Origin of the sequence: Bacteroides sp. UBA939 (genome assembly GCF_002293435.1) — a bacterium.
In the GTDB taxonomy this organism is placed as follows: domain Bacteria; phylum Bacteroidota; class Bacteroidia; order Bacteroidales; family Bacteroidaceae; genus Bacteroides.
On sequence record NZ_DBDF01000009.1, the window covers coordinates 1 to 20,722 of the forward strand.

14 protein-coding genes are annotated in these 20,722 nt (G+C 45.9%); 5 read left to right on the forward strand and 9 right to left on the reverse strand.

The features are described from left to right. Positions 1 to 653: 653 nt before the first annotated feature. Positions 654 to 1,232 carry a rubrerythrin gene (gene rbr / locus B2Z67_RS00710; RefSeq protein ID WP_291527897.1) on the forward strand — a complete coding sequence of 193 codons (579 nt, stop codon included), beginning with the start codon at positions 654 to 656 and terminating at the stop codon, positions 1,230 to 1,232. A gap of 140 nt (positions 1,233 to 1,372) precedes the next feature. Here rbr and nadB read toward each other — a convergent pair whose 3' ends face one another. The 6 genes from nadB to B2Z67_RS00740 form a co-directional block, all read right to left on the reverse strand. Next, a complete protein-coding gene (gene nadB, locus B2Z67_RS00715) occupies positions 1,373 to 2,944 on the reverse strand; it encodes an L-aspartate oxidase (RefSeq protein ID WP_291527898.1) in 1,572 nt (523 codons plus the stop codon). 157 nt (positions 2,945 to 3,101) lie between these two features. Continuing rightward, entirely contained in the window at positions 3,102 to 7,997 is a 4,896-nt protein-coding gene (locus B2Z67_RS00720) for a SusC/RagA family TonB-linked outer membrane protein (protein WP_291527899.1), read from the reverse strand. Between the two features lie 40 nt (positions 7,998 to 8,037). Beyond that, positions 8,038 to 8,739, reverse strand: coding sequence for a GldM family protein (locus B2Z67_RS00725; RefSeq protein WP_291527900.1), 702 nt, complete (start codon positions 8,737 to 8,739; stop codon positions 8,038 to 8,040). Between the two features lie 9 nt (positions 8,740 to 8,748). Continuing rightward, positions 8,749 to 9,945, reverse strand: a complete 1,197-nt coding sequence (locus B2Z67_RS00730) for a carboxypeptidase-like regulatory domain-containing protein (RefSeq protein WP_291527901.1) — start codon at positions 9,943 to 9,945, stop codon at positions 8,749 to 8,751. Between the two features lie 78 nt (positions 9,946 to 10,023). Continuing rightward, on the reverse strand, positions 10,024 to 10,995 hold the full coding sequence (locus B2Z67_RS00735) for a FecR family protein (RefSeq protein ID WP_291527902.1): 972 nt from the start codon (positions 10,993 to 10,995) through the stop codon (positions 10,024 to 10,026). A 68-nt stretch (positions 10,996 to 11,063) separates the two neighbouring features. Continuing rightward, complete coding sequence (locus B2Z67_RS00740; RefSeq protein WP_291527903.1) at positions 11,064 to 11,645, reverse strand: RNA polymerase sigma-70 factor; 582 nt, start codon at positions 11,643 to 11,645, stop codon at positions 11,064 to 11,066. Positions 11,646 to 11,856: 211 nt separating this feature from the next. Here B2Z67_RS00740 and B2Z67_RS00745 point away from each other — a divergent pair, with 211 nt between their 5' ends. From B2Z67_RS00745 to dacB, 3 genes are all read left to right on the forward strand, one after another. After that, positions 11,857 to 12,261, forward strand: coding sequence for a PH domain-containing protein (locus B2Z67_RS00745; protein WP_291527904.1), 405 nt, complete (start codon positions 11,857 to 11,859; stop codon positions 12,259 to 12,261). Positions 12,262 to 12,654: 393 nt separating this feature from the next. Next, complete coding sequence (gene lpdA / locus B2Z67_RS00750; protein ID WP_291527905.1) at positions 12,655 to 14,013, forward strand: dihydrolipoyl dehydrogenase; 1,359 nt, start codon at positions 12,655 to 12,657, stop codon at positions 14,011 to 14,013. Positions 14,014 to 14,203: 190 nt separating this feature from the next. After that, positions 14,204 to 15,631 (forward strand): D-alanyl-D-alanine carboxypeptidase/D-alanyl-D-alanine endopeptidase, encoded by a 1,428-nt coding sequence (gene dacB, locus B2Z67_RS00755; RefSeq protein ID WP_291527906.1) that lies wholly within the window; start codon positions 14,204 to 14,206, stop codon positions 15,629 to 15,631. Between the two features lie 198 nt (positions 15,632 to 15,829). Here dacB and B2Z67_RS00760 read toward each other — a convergent pair whose 3' ends face one another. Both B2Z67_RS00760 and B2Z67_RS00765 read right to left on the reverse strand, forming a co-directional pair. Beyond that, entirely contained in the window at positions 15,830 to 17,329 is a 1,500-nt protein-coding gene (locus B2Z67_RS00760) for an acetyl-CoA hydrolase/transferase family protein (protein WP_291527907.1), read from the reverse strand. 36 nt (positions 17,330 to 17,365) lie between these two features. Then, positions 17,366 to 17,824, reverse strand: coding sequence for a hypothetical protein (locus B2Z67_RS00765; protein ID WP_291527908.1), 459 nt, complete (start codon positions 17,822 to 17,824; stop codon positions 17,366 to 17,368). Positions 17,825 to 18,159: 335 nt separating this feature from the next. Here B2Z67_RS00765 and miaB point away from each other — a divergent pair, with 335 nt between their 5' ends. Further along, the gene (gene miaB, locus B2Z67_RS00770; protein WP_291527909.1) at positions 18,160 to 19,530 is read left to right on the forward strand and encodes a tRNA (N6-isopentenyl adenosine(37)-C2)-methylthiotransferase MiaB; all 1,371 of its coding nucleotides are present in this window, start codon (positions 18,160 to 18,162) and stop codon (positions 19,528 to 19,530) included. A 366-nt stretch (positions 19,531 to 19,896) separates the two neighbouring features. Here the strand turns inward: miaB and B2Z67_RS00775 are convergent, their stop codons facing one another. Then, positions 19,897 to 20,346 carry a DUF3836 domain-containing protein gene (locus B2Z67_RS00775; RefSeq protein WP_291527910.1) on the reverse strand — a complete coding sequence of 150 codons (450 nt, stop codon included), beginning with the start codon at positions 20,344 to 20,346 and terminating at the stop codon, positions 19,897 to 19,899. Positions 20,347 to 20,722: the final 376 nt, after the last annotated feature.

Here is a 20,722-nt window from a genome sequence, read left to right on the forward strand (position 1 = left end):
TTTTGTTTCACCGGGCTGAAACTTTTTGTTCCAACAAGCTGAAACTCTTTGTTTCACCGTATTGAAACTCTTTGTTCCAATGTGAAATACACTTTGTTCCATCATAATGAAACAAAGTGTATTTCACATTGGAACAAAGAGTTTCAATACGGTGAAACAAAATGTATTGCATAGCGAAACAAAATGTTCCAGGCTTTGGAACGAAGCGTATCCTCCCTATCGGAGCACTTTATCTCCGGCTACAGTATGGATAATGCAGGTTAAGTACTGTTATTCTTTAATTATTCAACTTTCGCATGTTCTTTATATTATTGATAATCAGACCCCTAACCTGTCATTTAAGAAAAGAATCCGCGTTCGTCCGCTTATTCNNTAAATTCTCATTTATGACGAAACACTTATGAATAATGCAGGCTAAGTAAAGCGATAACTCCTTTAACTCCTGATTCGCATTATTACGAAGTACTTACACTATGAATAATGTAGGTAAGAATACGGTTCTGCGTATTACGCTCTTTCGTGTGACCAAACTTTGCGAAGTAAACGTTGAAAAATAACTTCTATATCAAACAAAACCTCTATTTTTGTGTTCATAATAAGAATGATTAGCGACAATCAACACGTAATTTACTAATTAAAATAAGAAAATGATTATGACTAAAAGTATTAAAGGAACTCAAACAGAAAAGAACCTGTTGACTTCATTTGCAGGAGAATCACAAGCAAGAATGCGCTATACTTATTTTGCAAGTGTGGCAAAAAAAGAAGGCTACCAACAAATCTCTGCTATTTTCACTGAAACGGCTGATCAGGAAAAAGAACACGCTGAACGTATGTTCAAGTACTTGGAAGGTGGTATGGTAGAAATTACCGCAAGCTATCCCGCAGGCATTATCGGCACTACATTGGAAAATCTGAAAGCTGCCGCAGGCGGTGAACACGAAGAATGGTCATTGGATTATCCTCACTTTGCCGACGTGGCAGAAAAGGAAGGTTTCCGTGAGATTGCTGCTATGTACCGCAACATAGCAATTGCCGAAAAAGGTCATGAAGAAAGATATTTGGCTTTTGTGAAGAACATTGAAAATGCTACGGTATTTGCCAAGGAAGGTGAAGTAGTATGGCAATGTCGTAACTGCGGCTTCATTTATACAGGAAAAGAAGCTCCTAAAGCTTGTCCGGCTTGCTTGCATCCGCAGGCTTACTTCGAAGTGAAGAAAGAAAATTATTAAGAAACAGGTTTCTAACTTACATATCTGAATAAGGGGGTGTCAAAAAGTAAGGGTTACTGCCCGAAAGTACTTTTGACGCCCCCTTTGTTGTGTGCCTCTAATAGTTGTTGAAACAAATGCCGGGCAAAAGCAAGTTTCCCTCATTTCTTCGCATGAGGATAGTCGATTGTATAGTGTAATCCGCGGCTTTCTTTGCGTTCCATTGCCTGGCGGGTAATCAGGTAGCCGACATTGATCATATTACGCAATTCGCAAATCTCTCGGGATGCCTTGCTGCGCTTGAAAAGGTCTTCCGTCTCCTCGTACAGTATATCCAAGCGTACCCAGGCGCGTTTCAGACGCAGGTCGCTACGCACGATACCTACATACGAACCCATTATCTGGTTCACTTCTTTCATGCTTTGGGTAATAAGCACCATTTCTTCATTGGTCACGGTTCCCTCTGCATTCCATTCGGGTATTTCATGGTTGAATTCATAACGGTCGAGTATGCTTAGCGCATGCTTAGCAGCGGCATCGGCATAAACAATCGCTTCGACTAATGAGTTCGAAGCTAAACGGTTGCCTCCGTGCAAACCGGTACACGAACATTCTCCTACGGCGTACAGGCGACTAATGGAAGATTCCGCATTCAGATTAACCTTGATGCCGCCACAGAGATAATGTGCGGCGGGGGCTACCGGGATATAGTCCTTGGTAATGTCAATGCCCAGGCTGAGGCATTTTTCGTAAATATTGGGGAAATGCTTCCTGGTGTCTTCCGCATCCTTGTGCGTAACATCCAGATAGACATGGTCGTCGCCGCGCTGTTTCATTTCATTGTCGATGGCGCGTGCCACGATATCGCGCGGAGCGAGTGACAGGCGCGGGTCGTACTTCTGCATAAATTCTTCGCCTCCCATATTGCGCAATACCGCACCATATCCGCGCATGGCTTCCGTAATCAGGAACGAAGGACGGTCACCCAGATGATAGAGTGCGGTTGGGTGGAATTGAATAAATTCCATATCTTCCACAAGGCCTTTGGCACGATATACCATAGCAATACCGTCTCCTGTAGCCACCAGCGGATTGGTGGTATTGCGGTAAACGGATCCTACCCCACCCGTAGCCATCAGCGTTATTTTAGATAGGAAAGTATCTACTTCGCCCGTATCTTCATTCAGCACATACGCTCCATAACACTTGATGCCCGGAGTGTGGCGGGTTACGATAATGCCAATATGGTGTTGCGTAATGATTTCTACGGCAAAGTGACGGTTGAATATCTCGATGTTGGGATGTGTCTTTATGGCTTTAATGAGACTTTCTTGAATTTCGGCGCCCGTATTGTCTTTGTGGTGCAGGATGCGGAATTCCGAATGACCGCCTTCTTTATGCAGGTCGAAGTCTCCACGGTCGGTCTTGTCAAATTCCACTCCCCAGTCTATCAGTTCTTTGATTTGTCCGGGAGCTTCACGCACCACTTTCTCTACGGCGGCGCGGTCGCTTATCCAGTCGCCCGCAATCATGGTGTCTTCAATATGTTTATCGAAATTATCTACCAGTGTATTAGTCACTGAGGCAATGCCTCCTTGGGCGAAGAAGGTATTGGCTTCTTCCAGTTCCGTCTTGCAGATGAGCGCTACCTTACCTTTATGAGCCACTTTCAAAGCGAAGCTCATGCCGGCTATACCGGAACCGATTACTAAGAAATCGAACTCTCTAATCATATTTGAATATTTTAGCAGTGCAAAGTTACAAAATAACCGGGTTGTTTGTACTTTTGGTTGCATATTAAAATTAACCAAACAACATCCCTGTACGGGATAAACACCACATACTCTGCCACACTGTGTTGGCAGAGTATGCGGATAGGCTTGGGAGGTGTTAGAACTCCCAGTTCAGTGACAAGCCAAGACTGTGTACACCCGGAATGTTGAAGTAATCCAGTCCGAAGCCATTGGATGAGCCGGTCAGGTTTGTTTCCGGGTCAACTCCCTTGTATTTGCTGAACAACAGTATGTTGGTTGCAAACAACGATAGCTTCAGTTGCGTCCTTTTTTCAAACAACCGGATAGGGATGCGGTATCCCAATGACACTTCTCTTAGCTTGATGTAGCTTGCATCTTCAATACCATCCTCACCCACACCATATTGACCGTAGCGCACCCAGCGGTTGTCATTCAGATTGCTACCGTAGAAGTTAACCGGAATGTTGTTGACGCTTCCATCCGACAGGACACCCGGGAATATGTAATTCTCTGTATTCCGGTAATCTGCCGAGTATTGCGATGTTCCGTAATAATTCATGGCGCTTCTTGTTCCGTTCCACATCTTTCCCCCTTTCTTATAATCCAGTAATACGGAAAGCGAGAACTGCTTATATTCCAATGTGTTCGCCCAACTTAGCTGCCAATCCGGATTAGGATTACCTAACACCTTGAGTTCATCACTCTTGATGGGGAAACCATCATCGCCGATAACCATCCGTCCCTGTTCGTCGCGTTCGTATACCGTACCATATAGTACACCCAACGGTTGCCCTTCTATGGCATACGAGCCAACGGCACCTTCAATTCCGGCAAGCATAAGTTCTCTGCCGCCCAGGCTGGTCACCCGGCTACGTTCGAGGGAGAAGATGAACTTGGAATTCCAGTTGAAGTTCCGGTTTCGTATGAGTAATAATCCCAGTTCTGCTTCAAACCCGTAGGTTTTGAACGCTCCGCAATTTTCAAGTTGTATGGACGAAGTGGAAATCTGAGTAGGCAACAACTGGTTCTTGCCTTTCTTCCAGTACCATGAGGCGGCCAGGTTTACCCTGTGATTCCATAAGGTAATGTTTGTTCCTATTTCGTAGTGTCTGACTGTTTCCGGTTTCAACTGCCCCAGAATCACTTCGCGGCTTTCGAAATGGCTCGATGCATCGTTCAGGTTATAGGTTGCCGAGTTGAAATACACGGGGTCAAGGTACAGCGGTGTTTCTTTATCAGCCTTTGATATATTGGCGTATAACTTAAGCTGGTCGAACAGGTCACTGCGGAACATCTCATGGAAGTTGACACCCACGCCCAATGATGGGGAAAGCAGAGTACTGTTGTTTATCGAACTCCATTCGCTCCGCATGGCAGCTTCCAGCAAGAACATCTGCCGGTAATCCACACCAACTCTACCAAAGATAGCGTTTGAATGACGGCCGAGCACCTGATTATAATCTTCCGTGCGGCCTGCATTGCCAATGTTGTATTTACCGGCATCAATCAGGCTATAGCCATCTACACGGTCTATGCTACGTTTGGACTTCATGTATTCGTGCCCAAGATTAGCATTCAGGTCGAATTCATTCCAACTCTTGTTGTACTTCACCAGGAACCTGGAGTTTATGGACTTGAATGTTTCGTCCCTGTCCATGATGTGCCCAGTGGGATTATAAACAGAACCCAGGTTCAGCGCTGTTTTCGATTCTCCTGCCAGGTAATCGCCACTTAGCTGATACTCCAAAGTCAGATAGTTTGCGAGTTTATAAGCCAGGTTGATACGACCGTTCAGACGGTCGGCTTCATCACTGAACGGATTGTTCTGAAGCGTCCAATACGGATTGTCCGCCGCATTTCCCGCTGCCCGCTGGCTACCATTGCTCAGTGTTGAAAGGCTGTTGTCGAATGTAGGAGGAGTAAGCAATATGCCTTGCATGATGCCCGACATGTTGTATCCACGTTGCAACCGGTTGCCTTTGGTCTTCTTGTAATTCACATCTACATCAAAGCTGAACGTATTGCTCTTGTCACGCCCCAGCCTGAACCCGATGGAGTTGTCACTGAATGTAGATTTGGGAATAAAACCGCGTTGGGTATTATTGCCGACTCTCAGACTATAGTTATATTTGTTCTGTCTGCCCGACAGTGTCAGGTGATTCTTCAGCGAATATCCGGTCCTGAATATGTCGTAAGCGTCATAAGTAGGCGCATGTACACCATTTACGTCCGGTCCCCAACTGAACGGTTCGTTTGCATCGTTCCATGCAGGAATGCCGTTTACCGGACGGCCTTGTGCAAACCGGTTCTGCATACGGGGCAGTTGGTTCGGGCTTTCAACAGAGAATACGGATGACCAGACTACGGACAGTTTCTTGTAACCCGCCCCTTTCGTAGTCAGTATAATCACCCCATTCGCGGCTCTTGAACCATAAATCGCTACGGCGGAAGCATCTTTAAGTACCGAAATGCTTTCAATATCAGCGGAGTTCATCTGTGAAATGCTGCTTTGTTCAGTCGGCACGCCGTCTACGATGAATAAGGGCGAATTGTTACCCGTCAGGGAGCTTCCTCCTCTCGCCCGGATTCTTCCTGCATCGTCCGGTTCACCCGAAGTCTGTGAAACCTGTACTCCTGCAACTCTTCCCTGCAATGAGGACGAAATGGGTATTCCACCGGTCGATGCGCTAACCATACTGGTACTGCCGGTTAGGTTCTGCTTTCGGACGACACCGTAACCTACTACCATAACTTCATCCAAGACGGATGCATCTTCTGTCAGTTGGAAGTCGGGTGCACTGACACTTTGCGGTGTCGATGAAGAACGCGGTGTCGATGAAGAGGAAGAACGCGGCGTGGTTGCCGGTTGTACAGGCCGCCTTACTTCATTGTCTACTGCCAGGAATGAGGTGTATTGCGTCAGCAAATTATACTTAAGTCCAAGATTGGTGACATATTCAATTTGCTTTTCGCTTCGTTGATGACGGCCATAGGCGTCATGCCATCCGTTGTCGGCACTGCTTTCGTAATATTGTGCATAGTCATCATAATAGCGAATCTGATTGCGCGCCCACAGATAGCGTAGCGCCTGGTTGTTTTCTTTCCGGGCTTTGGCAACGTTGAACTCCTGTTCGTAGGTAGATGCACCTGCCAGACCGCTTACCTTAATCTTTCCTTTGGCATTTCCTTTATACTTTCCATAGATAAGAATCGGGCGTTCAGCAAAGACATCGGGTATGCCTACAGGCTCTACGTCGTACACGTCAAACTCTCCCCAATCTATCGAGATATTGGTCAGTACGGGTTGGGAGATTTCCTCAATAGCTCTTTTCCCGATGGCGCCTGCCTGCGAACGGTTGGTTACCATAAAAGGTGTTCCCATTCCGGCATGTGCCAATCCTTCGATGATATAGCGGTTTATGTTGCTCCCGATTCCGAAAGGAAACAGGTTGGCTTCGTTCAAGTGGCCGCGTACATAGTTGAAGGTCTCTTTCTCGACCGTTACAAATCCATCGGTCGCAATGACGAATGTGCGCGAGAAGCCTTCGGTTTCTTTAAATTCCATGGCCTTTTGAACGGCTTGATAAAGTCGAGTACCACCACTACCCTGTCGTCCGTCAATAACTGCCATGGCATTGTCAATATTCTCTTCGGTGGCTTCGACAGATCGTTTATAAAGCATCGTATTGCTCGATTCGAACAACATCACGTTGAAGCGGTCGGTTGGCCGAAGCGAGGAAATCAGGTTACGAATCAGTTGCTTCGATACGTCCAACGGGAAGCCGTACATGGAGCCGGAAACATCAACAATAAATACGTACTCGCGTGGGGGAATCTGGTCGAGCGTAGGTTTCTTGGGAGGCTGAACCATCAGCAGGAAAAAATTCTCATCTCCGTGTTCATAGCGCAACAGTCCTGATTCTACTTTTCCTCCCTGTAGTTCGTATTGGAGGATGTAATCGCGGTCTCCCTCAAAGTCTTTCGGATTGGACAGGGATACAACGGCCTGGTCGGACGATGGCGTCTCAATCGTTAAGCTATGCGACGGGCTACTGATCTTTTGTATAGGCATACCTGCCTGTACAGTCGTTTTGATAGAGAATGCAGGCGTCTTCCCGCTTTCAAATGCGGCAATCGAGCGGTCTACCCACTCTTCGCCGCCTTCGGAATAGCGTGGACCGACTACCGTGGGATATACAAACTCATACTGTCCTTTCAGGTGTTCCAGCAATTCGGTATATCGCATTTCTACGATGATGGTGTCGCCGGGCAGAATATTGGCTACGTTCATCTGGAAAACATTCGGGCGGTGTTGCTCCAGCAGCGTGGTCGATTTACCTTCCTGCTTGGCTTGTTCGTACTCTTTTCTTGCCTGTTCTTTTTTCTTTATCTTGGCTTCGATGCGTCTGTCTCCTATGGTCATGGCCATGCCGTACACTGCCGCACGGGTAGAACCGGGGAATACATAGATTGCTTCCAGCGTGTTTTCGCTTTCATTGATGTATATTTGCTTTACGCAAACATCGGCAATGACGCCTGCAATATTTACGGCTACATCTGTTTCCTTAAGCGGCATTTCAGCCTCTGCGGGCGAATCACTTTTTATAAAGAAATAAGGCGATAAAGACTGGCCTTCCCTGCTGGGCTGAACTGCAACCTTTTTGGTTTTTTTCTTAGCTTTCTTCTTCAGGGTATCCTGTGCTGCTACGGGTGCAGGTTGGGTAGTTCCCGTTTCCGGCCGTACAGTTTGTCCGCTGCTTGGCTTGGAGTTTTCTTCGGTAACTTTCATCTCCGATGTTCTCATGCCGATGAATAAGAATTGCAGGGTGCTTCCGAGAGGAACCTGTATTTCGTAGTATCCGTCAATGTTGGTAACGGTACCATTGTTTGTTCCTTTTTGCAGTACGCTACAACCTATGAGGGGATAGCCTTCAGCGTCTTTGATGGTTCCCGAAACGACACGCATTTCCTGTGCATAAGCAAGAGTAGCTATAAAAAGGAAAAAGAAGATATGTATAATCTTTGAACTCATAATGTGAAGTGTTTTTTAAATGGTTATTCAATTTTAAACGTTACGGGAGCATCAATACGGCAAATTTCTTTTGTTTGAACTCCTTTAATTCCCCCTTCCGGTTTAATACGCGGATAGTGAGTGTTGCGGTTCCGCTTTCATCCGGCCGGATAATGTAATTTATCCCTTCAACCCGGGTGACGGTTCCGTTGTCGATGGATACTTCGATTTTGGCGTATTCGTTTTCATCATCGTAAATCATGACAGGGTTGTCTGCCGCAGCATACAGGATATCCAGTTCTTCATCCTCCGGCTCCGGCGTTTGCGCTGTAATCAGGGAGAGTATCCCCACTGCGCAACCGGGTTTGCCTTCATTGAATGACATGACGACTTCGTAGGTCGCCGCTTTTTTGCAGGTAAAGTCAAAGTGTTGCAGGTCGGTCGAGGTTTGCGTATCGAATGTACTGCCAATCAGTTTATCTTTTAAGTAGAGTTGCAATATCACTTTCCCTTCAAATTCTTCCGCACTGCATACGTTGAACCGGTAGGTGGTATTCTTACTTAACAAGACAGGAAATTTGGCTACGGGAATGGCTTTCCCGCGTTCCGAACCATCAAATTTTACTTTGAACTCCCGCAAGTACACAGCGTCGGCGCCGCTTTGCGAAGCCGCCTTTTCTACCAGTGCGTTTCCGCACTGTGCATTCACCTGTCCGTGACTGAGGCAGATGATTAGCAGGCATAGTAAACTAACTTGTTTCATATTCGGTTATTATTTTGAATAGATTTCAATCTCTGCAGAGATCTTTACGTTATAATTATGTCTCTCCATCTGAAACCATTGGTGAGACAATGAATAATGCCATGTATTACGACCTTTCTTGTCCGAGTAACTCACCCGTTGGCCATAGTGTATGGACTTGGGCATGAAATCGTCTTTGTTTTCGGGTTGGCGTTTGCCAATCTCAATGAAACCGGCATCTCCGGCATAGAAGCTGTAATCGTTGGGGAATACACCCTGCATACCTACAAAGAATCCGGTTGAAGGAATGCGGATACGGTATTCCGACAGGTCTACATCGTACCATCCGTCCGTGTCCTGCGGCGGTTGCACCACCAGGATTTCGGGAAGCAGGTCTTTTCCGGGCGACTGATTCAGACTGTCGGCTGTGAGTACACGAACCCGGAAAGGGGCTTCCACATTACCTTTATCAGACAGATGATAGCTTACTTTGCGGATATATCCGTTCACCTGTTTATCGTTCTCAATGTATAGTGCAATCTGTTGCCCGTGGGTGTCCAGATAGATTGAGCCGGCGGTAAGCCAGTTGCGGTTTCCGATGCTCTTATTCTTCTTGCGGAGTTTAGCCTCGGTCACTGTCACGGCTTCGATGTTGACCAACTTCTCTTTCAGGCCGATGGTGGTGCCGGAGTTGGAAACCAGGGATTTCGCAAGGAACGTGCGGCGTTCATACCCCACGCAGGAAGCGGTCAGGCTATCTGCCAGCTCCATCTCGGTAAGGTTGAGTTCAAAGAAGCCTTTATGGTCGGCTACCACTCCTTTGGATTTTCCTTTGATTTGCAGCGTTGCATAAGCAATGGGTTCTTGGGTGGCTTCTTCATATATATTCCCTTTGAGGGTATATTCTTTAACAACCATCGTTCTTTTAGGAAAGAGAATCAGTTGTCCGGAATGGATGGTATATGAAATCTTGTATGGGGCAAGCAGTTGGTTTAAAACCGTCAGCAGAAGTTCGTTTTGTGCATGGAGTGTTACAGAGGTACAGCCGGATAACAGGTCGCTTGAATAGGATACATGGATATTGGCGGCTTCTGCAATTCGCTCTATGCTTTCTTCCATAGGTACAGCATTCAGTGCCACGCTGATACGTTTCTCCAAGGCCGTATGCTGCGCAGCGATAGGAAGTATTCCTATACAAAGATATAGTATGAATGCTATTGTTTTCAACTTGTTTTTATTCTTAAGACAAAGGCGGGATGCAATACCCCTAAACCCCGTAGACTTTTTTTTGTTGAAGTGCGTTTTTTATTTCTCTTTCAGCAATATCCCTCCATCCGTAGTCTCTGCAGTGACTTGCAGTGACAATTCAATGATCTCCATAATTTCGTCAATGCTTCGTTGTTCGAATGTGCTGGTGAGTTGAAGGCGGGAGATGGATGGGTCTACCGTAACCGGGATGTGATAGGTATTTCCAATGACTTTTGCGACTTCCGCTAAAGGTGTTTGTTTGAATGTGAGTATCTTGGTTTTCCAGGCCAGCAGATTCGGGTCGGGGGTTTCATTCTTCTCCAACAGTTGTTTTTTGGGAAGGCAGGTTCCCTGTTCTCCTTTCCGTAGTTCCACATATCCGGACTTTCCTTCGGCAGAAAGGTTGATGATTCCTGTAGATACGGTGACCACCACTTCGTCTTCTTCCTTTACGGCGCGGATGCCGAAGGAAGTACCTACTACGCGAGTCTGCGTGCCGTTGGCATGGATAATGAACGGTTTGCCGGCATCCGGGGCGATATCAAAAAAAGCCTCGCCCTCTAAATAGATTTCACGCGTGTTTCCTGTAAATGTTTCCGGATAGCGTACTACAGATGCCTGGTTGAGCCATACTTTACTCCCGTCGGGCAATTCATATTCGATGGTTTCACGGATACCGGTTTCCAATGCCAGCAGGTTGACCGATGTTCTCACGTCATTCGCTGCGTCCCAATACCGGATTCCTGTAACGCTTATTAACAGCAGAATGACAGCGGCGGCAACGCTGCTGATGGCGAGATATAGCCGTTTGGGAGTTTTCTTTTCCTTCTTATCGATGCGTTGATTCACCTTTCGCAGTGCCTGCTCCACATCGGGATGAAATTCCTTGCCGGAAGCTTGTTGCCATAACCTGACGTACTCATCCATCAGGTCAGGATGTTGCCTGGCCCATTGCTGAATCTGCTCTCTTTCATTATCGTTGCATTCTCCGGCAAGATAACGGCCTATCAATTCATAAGGAGTATTCATCGTTGCGCTTATCGTTTATAAGTTTCTGTATTAACTTGCATATATGACAATTCCCGAAATGACATCCCCTAAGAGAATAAGATTAATAACAGGGTAATCAACAGTTTATTCAGTTTGGGGCGAAGATATTCGCGCAGTTTGCGCAAGGCGATACCCATTTGGTTGTCTATTGTTTTCTCAGACACATTCAGGTAGGCTGATATTTCTTCGTAAGTGAGTCCTTCCTGTTTACAAAGGATGAATATCTCGCGGCACTTTTCAGGTAGTGTGCTGATGCCGGAGCGGATAAGTTCGGCGATTTCAGTATCCGGTATTTTCTCGTCCTGTTCTCCGCTTTCGGCATAATCCGAATATTCGTTCAGGTGGTGGAGCGCCGTTTGTTGCTTCTGCATGGCATTCAGCGTATAGTGCCGGGTAGAGGTGTACAGATAGGCTTTGACGGAGAGGTCGATGTTGAGTACGGGCGCTTTCTCCCATAGATGGACAAACATATCCTGAACATTTTCTTCGGCATCTTCCTGCGAGAGGCAGGTGGCAAAAGAGAAGCGGCAAAGCGGCGCATAATACTTCCGGAATAGCGCATCGAATGCTGCTCTATCCCGGCGCCTTATGCTGTTGAACAGTTCAAAATCAGTTATTTCATCCGCCATGCTTTTCTACAGTCAAAACATCCGTCCAATCGTTCATTGCTATATGTAAAGGTAATAAGGCGCAAAAATAAGGATAATTATAATTTTATTATTGAAGTCACCTAAACTTTTAGTTCGTGTTTTATAAAAAAGCAGGAAGCGCTATTAATAGAAGTACCTTTTTTGAGGTATCGCAAAAAAAGACGTATCTTAGCAGCAAAATCATAACCGAATGAACCGAATATTCCACGCCCGCATTGCAGCAGGGCAATATTTATTCTTATTACCGGCAACGGCAATCACTGTCCATCAATTATGGATGAACCATGTCATTATGGCCATTGTCTTCATGCTTTTGCTGGTTGTCGCCATTGAACGCCTCATCCACACCACTTATACCCTGACGGTTGATCATAAACTTGTTCTTTTCTATGGTCGCTTTTCCCATCCGAAGGAAATCCCTTTGAATGAAATCATTTCTGTTGAGCGTGCTTCGTCTATGAAAATAGGGCGCTTCGCCGTGATGCGTTATGTATTGGTAAAGTATGGAACGAAAGGGGAGTGCGCCGTGTTGCTTCCGGTTAAGGAAGACTTGTTCATCAAGACGCTTAATGAACGTTTGAAGATGTTAACCTGAATAATGCAGACTTCAGGAGTCAGAGTAGTTAAAGGAGTTATCAGCCAACAAGTTGGCTTAGGAGTTAAAGCCGATAGCCTTGCTATATGATTCACGGAGTATCGGCTCTAACTCCTTAACTACTAACGAAGTGATACCCCCTTTAACTACAGTATGAATAATGCAGGCTAAATAAACATTTCGAAAACCTTGATGAACGCTCGAAAGAAAAAGTGCCCGAAGCATGAGTCACATCCGTTTTTACCTTGTATTACTCATACTGTAAGTTACCGTCAACCATATTCTTTTTCCAGAAAGATAAAGAAAGGGTGGTTCTTTTGCGCATATAAGAGAGGTTTTTATTAACTTGCGGCGGTTTTTACAAATAACCTTTTTGATAAATAAATAAAACCTATGAAATACCAAGTTGCCATTATTGGCGGAGGCCCTGCGGGGTACACCGCTGCCGAAACTGCCGGAAAAGCCGGATTAAGCGTAGTATTGTTTGAGAAACAGAATTTAGGTGGAGTTTGCCTGAACGAGGGCTGTATTCCTACCAAGACTTTATTGTATTCGGCAAAAACGTATGACGCCGCATGCCATGCGTCCAAATATGCGGTCAACGTTGCGGAAGCCTCGTTTGATTTGCCCAAGATTATTGCCCGCAAGCAGAAAGTAGTCCGTAAGCTGGTGCTGGGAGTCAAAGGTAAACTGACTGCACACGGAGTAAACATCGTACAGGGAGAAGCTACCATTATTAATAAGAATACCGTGCAATGCGGCGGAGAAACTTACGAGTGCGAGAACCTGATTCTTTGTACAGGCTCCGAGACATTTATCCCGCCTATTACCGGAACAGATACCGTACCCTTTTGGACTCATCGTGATGCTCTGGACAATAAAACACTTCCCGCCTCGCTTGCCATTATCGGTGGCGGAGTTATCGGTATAGAGTTCGCCTCCTTTTTTAATAGCCTTGGAGTGCAGGTCACTGTAATCGAGATGCTCGATGAAATCCTGGGTGGTATGGATAAGGAACTCTCAGCCATGCTGCGTGCCGAATATGCCAAACGGGGAATCAAGTTTATGCCGGATACCAAAGTCATATCGCTTGCCCAAGTTCCTTCCGATGAAGGTCTGTCGAAGGTACAAGTCAGCTATGAGAACGCCGAAGGTACGGGTATCGTACTTGCCGACAAACTGCTGATGAGCGTAGGCCGTCGTCCGGTGACGAAAGGTTTCGGATTGGAGAATCTTAATCTCGAGAAAACAGATCGGGGCAATATCCAGGTAAACGAACAGATGTTGACTTCCTTGCCCGGCGTTTATGCCTGTGGCGATTTAACCGGTTTCTCCTTATTGGCACATACTGCCGTACGCGAAGCCGAAGTAGCGGTGCATACTCTTTTAGGAAAACATGATGCCATGAGTTACCGTGCCATTCCCGGTGTGGTTTACACCAACCCGGAAATTGCAGGAGTGGGGCAAACGGAAGAAAGTTTGCAGGCAAAAGGCGTTTCCTACCGTGTTGTGAAGCTCCCGATGGCCTACTCCGGCCGTTTCGTTGCCGAGAATGAAGGGGTAAATGGAGTTTGCAAACTCCTGATTGCCGAAGATGATACCTTGTTAGGAGCACATGTCCTGGGCAACCCGGCATCGGAAATCATCACACTGGCAGGTATGGCTATCGAACTGAAACTAACCACCTCGGAGTGGAAGAAAATAGTATTCCCCCATCCTACTGTTTCCGAAATCTTCAAGGAAGCATTGTAGGAGAAACGTGAAGCTTTTGCAAATCTCCGATACCTATCAACACCGTGTCAGAGCCGTATCTGCTCCGTATCATCTCCGTACTCTATAGAGACGGCGCTGATACGGAGGTGGTACGGAGATGATACGGAGCCAACATTCCCGGTTATCATTTTCATCATCCCCCAATTATCATTGTATATGTAAAATCATTATGGAGAAATATTTTCGCTGTCTTATTCCCGTCTTTCTATTTGTTTCCGGCGAATTGCAAGGGCAAACCGTGGAGAAAGAGACTCTTTCTTCCCGCTTGGATACCTTGATAAAACACCAGCTTCCTGCCGGATCCAACGTCGGCATATCCATCTACGACCTGACTGCCGGGAAATCTTTATATACCTATCAGCCCGACAAACTCTCACGCCCCGCCTCAACCATGAAGTTACTGACTGCCATAACGGCTCTTGACCGCCCCAACGCAGACGAACCTTTCAGGACAGAAGTGTGGTACAAGGGAGTGATTGAACAGGATACACTCAAAGGCGACTTATACGTTGTCGGCGGATTCGACCCTGAGTTTGACGATGAAGCATTAGATTCACTGGTAAATACGGTGAACCGTTTTCCCTTTTCGGTAATAGCCGGCAATGTATATGGCGATGTTTCCATGAAAGATTCCATTTATTGGGGAAGCGGTTGGGCATGGGATGATACGCCGTCTTCCTATCAACCCTACCTCTCCCCGTTAATGTTGAATAAGGGAGTGGTTACCGTAACCGCCTCCCCAGGCGAGCGGGGAGATACGGCCAGTATAAATTGCACCCCGTCCTCTTCTTATTACACCCTAACCAATGAAACCCAATCCCGCACTCCTGCTGCCGGGCGTTTCAGCGCTTCGCGTGACTGGTTGCTAAACGGCAATCATATAATCGTAAAGGGAAATGTGGAAAGCAAAAGAACAGGAATGGTTAACATGTACTCTTCACAGGATTTTTTCATGCATACTTTTCTCGAGCGATTACAGGCAAAAGGGATATACTGCCCTGCCCATTATGGCTTCAATGAGTTGCAAAAGGATAGTATTGCCGTACGGATGGCTCTCTATGAGACATCCACCCAAGCCGTTATTAATGAGATAATGAAAGAAAGCGATAACCTGAATGCCCAAGCATTGCTTTGCCGCCTGGGCGCACAGGTGACGGGTAGGAAACGGATTTCCGATGAGGATGGGCTTTTGGCTATACGTATGCTGATGAAGAAATTAGGGGAAAACCCCGATAACTACAAGCTGGCTGACGGTTGCGGCCTTTCCAACTACAACTATATCTCTCCGAATTTATTGGTTACCTTTCTGAAATATGCCTATTCGCGAACAAATGTATTCCGGAAGCTCTATAAAGCCTTGCCCATCGGCGGCGTGGATGGAACGTTGAAATACCGGATGAAGCGCGGAACTCCCTCCTACAAAAACGTACATGCCAAAACCGGCTCTTTTACCGCCATCAATTGTTTGGCGGGCTACCTGCGCGCTGCAAACGGCCATGAGATAGCCTTTGCCATAATGAACCAGAATGTGCTTTCAGGAGTTGAGGCGCGTAATTTCCAGGATGCAATCTGCGATGTAGTAGTAAGTAGTAAGTAGTTAGTAGTAAGGCAATCTGCGATGTAGTAGTAAGTAGTAAGTAGTTAGTAGTAAGGCTGTCTGCGATGCAGTAGTAAGTAGTAAGTAGTTAGTAGTAAGGCTGTCTGCGATGCAGTAGTAAGTAGCAAGTAGTTAGTAGTAAGTAGGAGATAGTAACTACTTACTACTAACTACTGACTACTAACTACTATTTACCAGCTACTTATCAAAAGACGCCCAGTCCACATTCTTCATACTTCCGCTCCGTGCAAGTTCAGCATGCATTCCCAGAGCAGCCTGAATGGCGTGTGGAGTTTGCGACTTGCCATCGGTCAGTTTCAGATAATCCCACAAGATGTTTTTGTAATCGGGGTGTGCGCAGTTTTCGATGATAGCTTGCGCACGTTCTTTGGGGCTTTTGCCACGCAGGTCGGCAACACCCTGCTCGGTAATAACGATATTTACGGAGTGCTCGCTGTGGTCATGATGAGATACCATCGGAACAATGGAGCTGATTTTACCCTCTTTGGCAATCGACGGGCACGTGAAAATAGAAATATAAGCATTGCGCGTAAAATCTCCAGAGCCACCGATACCGTTCATCATTTTAGTGCCACTGATATGAGTAGAGTTCACGTTTCCGTAAAGGTCAACCTCAATGGCGGTATTGATAGAAATGATACCTAAGCGGCGAACCACTTCCGGATTGTTAGAAATCTCCGATGGACGAAGCACCACCTTATCGCGGTAGAAATCCATGTTATCGTAAATATCTTGCAGGCAGTCGTTGGTGAGAGTCAGCGAACAAGTGCTGGCAAACTTCACACGCCCTGCGCGAATCAAGCTGATTACCGAGTTTTGAAGAACTTCCGTGTACATTTCGAATGCCGGAATTGTTTTGTCACGTCCCAGTGCACCGAGCACAGCATTGGCGATATTACCCACACCGGATTGCAACGGCAGGAATGTTGACGGAATAATACCGCGCTTCATATCCGCTGCCAGGAAGTCGGCTACATTCTGGCCTATCTGGTCAGTCACCGGGTCGGCTTCAGTAAAGGCACGCGCCTCGTCCAGCCAGTTGGTTTCTACAATGCCGACAATTTTCTTCGGGTCTACCTGAATATAAGGTTTTCCGATGCGATCGCTCGGTTTATAGATAGGTATTTCACGGCGATAAGGAGGGTCGAGCGGCTCGTAAACATCGTGCAGCCCCATAGCGCTTTTGGGGTGCGCACTGTTCAGCTCTACAATGATCTGGTCTGCAAGGCGGCAAACAGTGGGAGAAATACCACCGGCTGCGGTCAGATAAATCTTTCCGTCGGGAGTTACTTCGCAGGCTTCAACGATAGCGATATTCACTTTGCCCATAAATCCGTAACGAACTTCCTGCGCCATCTGCGACAAGTGAATGTCATTATAAGCGATTTCACCGTTATTCACTGCTTTGCGGAAATCAGAGTTAGTGGTGTAAGGAGCACGATAGCGGATAGCCTTGGCGCGCGTCAGTACACCGTCGCAAGAGTCACCCGTAGAGGCTCCGGTAAGAATACCTATTTGGAAAGGGTTTCCTTTTGCATGTTCCGCTTCTGCTATTTTTGCTAATTCTGCCGTAACGGCTTTAGGTGTTCCCGCAGGAGTAAATCCGCTCAAACCAAGGTTATAGCCATGTTTGATCAGGCTTGCAGCTTCCGCTGCCGAGATGTAATTAAATGCCATAATGTTATTTAGTTATTTTCAATTCTCCATTTATGTTCAATACTTCCGTTGTAGTATTTCCGACCAGACAATCGCTTTTCTCGCTTCTTCTGCCGACTGAATACTGTATTCAGACTCGATATCGGAGCTTTGCGATATGGACGGAGGAGGAGGGTTTTGTTCTTCCGGAGAGACTACAGGACTATAAGAAGAAGTCCTGGCAGGTTCTCCCGGCAAGAAAGATTTTGAGGAAGGGGAATATTTATGTTTTTGAGTTACTTCTCTTTTCATTGTAGGAACGGGGTTGGTTTCTTCTGCCGGGCCTTCAGGGATATATCCGCCATAAGTCTTTCTCCAGCTTTCAGGAACAGGCATTGTGTTATCACTATTTTCCTTCTTCGGCATGGGCATAGCAGGCCTGTTGTCGGCGTTTTTCTTTGCTTCTTTCTTAAACTGCCTGACAATCCCAACAACGATTATGCTTGCTATTACTAAAAACTGTAAGATATCCTCCATACTTGTTTCCTTTTTCACCGCCAAAGGTAGCTAATTTATCTGAATTAGAGTTCATTTTAGGGAATGAAAAAAGGGCAGCTTCACAGCTCCCCTTCATTTTTTAACCTAAACCTTAACTATGAAAAAATCTAATGTTTCTTTCAGTGGACAAAAGTGCGAATTATTTCTAATATACCAAATAACTACCCTGAAAATGTTCAATGCATTAACATTAATTAGCGAATCTATGCAACTTGTTAGCATTAAGAACTATTTTTCGGTCATTTAAGATTCAAAATCAGTACCGAAGCAGTATCTTTGCAACCGATTCTTCAATTAAAAAATAGATTTAGAATATGAAAGAAGTAATGGGAGCAGACTTTAAATCTGCAACTACGGATGACAGCAAGAAATTGTTCATTGAAACTTATGGTTGCCAGATGAATGTGGCAGACAGTGAAGTAATAGCCTCTGTGATGCAAATGGCGGGATACTCGGCGGCGGAAACACTGGAAGAAGCGGATGCGGTATTTATGAATACCTGCTCTATCCGCGACAATGCCGAACAGAAGATTTTGAACCGCCTGGAGTTTTTTCATTCACTCAAGAAAAAGAAGCGCAATCTGATAGTAGGTGTACTGGGTTGCATGGCCGAGCGGGTGAAAGATGATTTGATTACCAACCACCATGTAGATTTGGTGGTGGGTCCCGACGCCTACCTCACTCTTCCCGAGTTGGTTGCCGCTGTAGAGGCAGGAGAAAAAGCTATCAATGTGGAACTTTCCACGACAGAGACTTACCGGGATGTTATTCCTTCGCGTGTCTGCGGCAATCACATTTCCGGATTCGTATCCATTATGCGAGGATGCAATAACTTCTGTACGTATTGCATTGTTCCTTATACTCGCGGTCGCGAACGTAGCCGTGATGTGGAAAGCATCCTTAATGAAGTGTCCGACCTGGTGGCGAAGGGTTATAAGGAGATTACGCTTCTGGGGCAGAACGTCAATTCCTACCGTTTTGAGAAACCGGGCGGGGAAATCGTATCTTTCCCCATGTTGCTGCGCATTGTTGCCGAAGCCGCCCCGAAGGTGCGTATCCGTTTCACCACTTCACATCCCAAGGATATGAGCGACGAAACGCTGGAGGTCATAGCGCAAGTGCCTAATGTGTGCAAGCATATCCACTTGCCCGTCCAGAGCGGAAGTTCGCGTATCCTGAAACTGATGAATCGCAAATACACCCGCGAATGGTACCTGGAACGGGTGGATGCCATTCACCGCATTATTCCGGATTGCGGTTTGTCGACCGATATTTTTTCGGGTTTCCATTCCGAAACGGAAGAAGATCACCAACTTTCGCTTTCCCTGATGGAGGAATGTGGATATGATTCCGCTTTCATGTTCAAATACTCCGAGCGTCCGGGTACGTATGCTTCCAAACATTTGCCGGATGATGTTCCGGAGGAGGTAAAGATACGTCGCCTGAATGAAATCATTGCTTTGCAGAATCGTCTTTCCGCCGAGTCCAACGCCCGTTGCATCGGCAGGACGTATGAAGTGTTGGCGGAAGGGGTATCCAAGCGTTCGCGCGAGCAACTTGTGGGGCGTACGGAACAGAATCGTGTGGTGGTGTTCGACCGGGGCACGCATCGTATCGGCGATTTTGTTAGGGTGAAGATTACCGAAGCAAGTTCGGCTACATTGAAGGGAGAAGAGGCGCTCTGATTTTTACAGCTCGCAGTTCAGTGACTCGTTATTAGCGGTTTGTATTATAAATGAGAGTTTACTTTTCAGACGCAGATAACGCGGATGACACGGATTTTTAAATGCTGCACTATGTTAACTCATCTGGAAGGTAAAAAAGAAATCCGCGTCATCCGCGTCATCCGCGTCTGAAAAATTGATTGTATTGCGCAGCAACCGGATTGAAGCATCCGAATACTAAACTCTCATTTATAGTACAAAATCGTTGCAACGAAGTACTTACATATCGAAAAAGCACGAACCTCACGGTCCGTGCTTCCCTAAAAGTTTCTATTTATATCTTTATTTAATGCTGTCTGTCGTGCAATCTATATGTTTATGATTCGTTTAAGTCCAGTCCGAATCATTTGTCTTTCCTTGTTTATATGTCTTAGAGGCTGTCGGCATATTCTGCTCATTGAGTTCATACACACTTTTCTGCATATTCTTGTCGTATGCTTTGTGCGACTCATTCCACAGGGCATGGGTCAGGGTTATTTCCTTATCACCATATTGATAAGTCATTTTAAAATGAGGTACCCATTTACTTTTGGCACTGTCCCACTTGAATGCTTCTTTGCTTATCATGCGATTTTCGTTGTCATAAGCAAAGACGTACCGCAAGTGATTTAGAAGATACGAGCCATCTTTCTTGAATATAGTCTGCGATTCCACTAATTCACCGTTCATTACCTGGTTGGTTATAAACTCACCTTGGGCTTTTACTTCGGAATTAGAAACACATGCCACCATAATAGCCATCATTGCAATTGTTCTCAATAAACCTTTAGTTCTCATAAGTCTTATTTTTTAATTATTATTTTTTTTGTTTAGCTTTCGCTCTTATTCATTAGACGTAATTAGTCGCAGAAAAGTTGCAGCAGAATTTGTTTTTTTGTTGGTATCTGCTTTGGGATGATAATAACTAATGATAATGAATAATGCAGGTTAAGAAACCGGAAGAGGGAAATTGCCGGAGATTTTTTCTCCGCTGCAATTTCCCTCTTTTTTAGCCTGTATTATTCATGTTTCAGGAGTTTATAAGCAGAAGTAACTTGCTTCTCCTCCTCCCGGGAGGAGGAGTACCCGCAGGGGGAGGTGGTAGGGAAAATAAATACCTATTAATCATAACTCTAAGGAATTCTTTCTGCCTACCACCTCCCCTCTTGCGGGG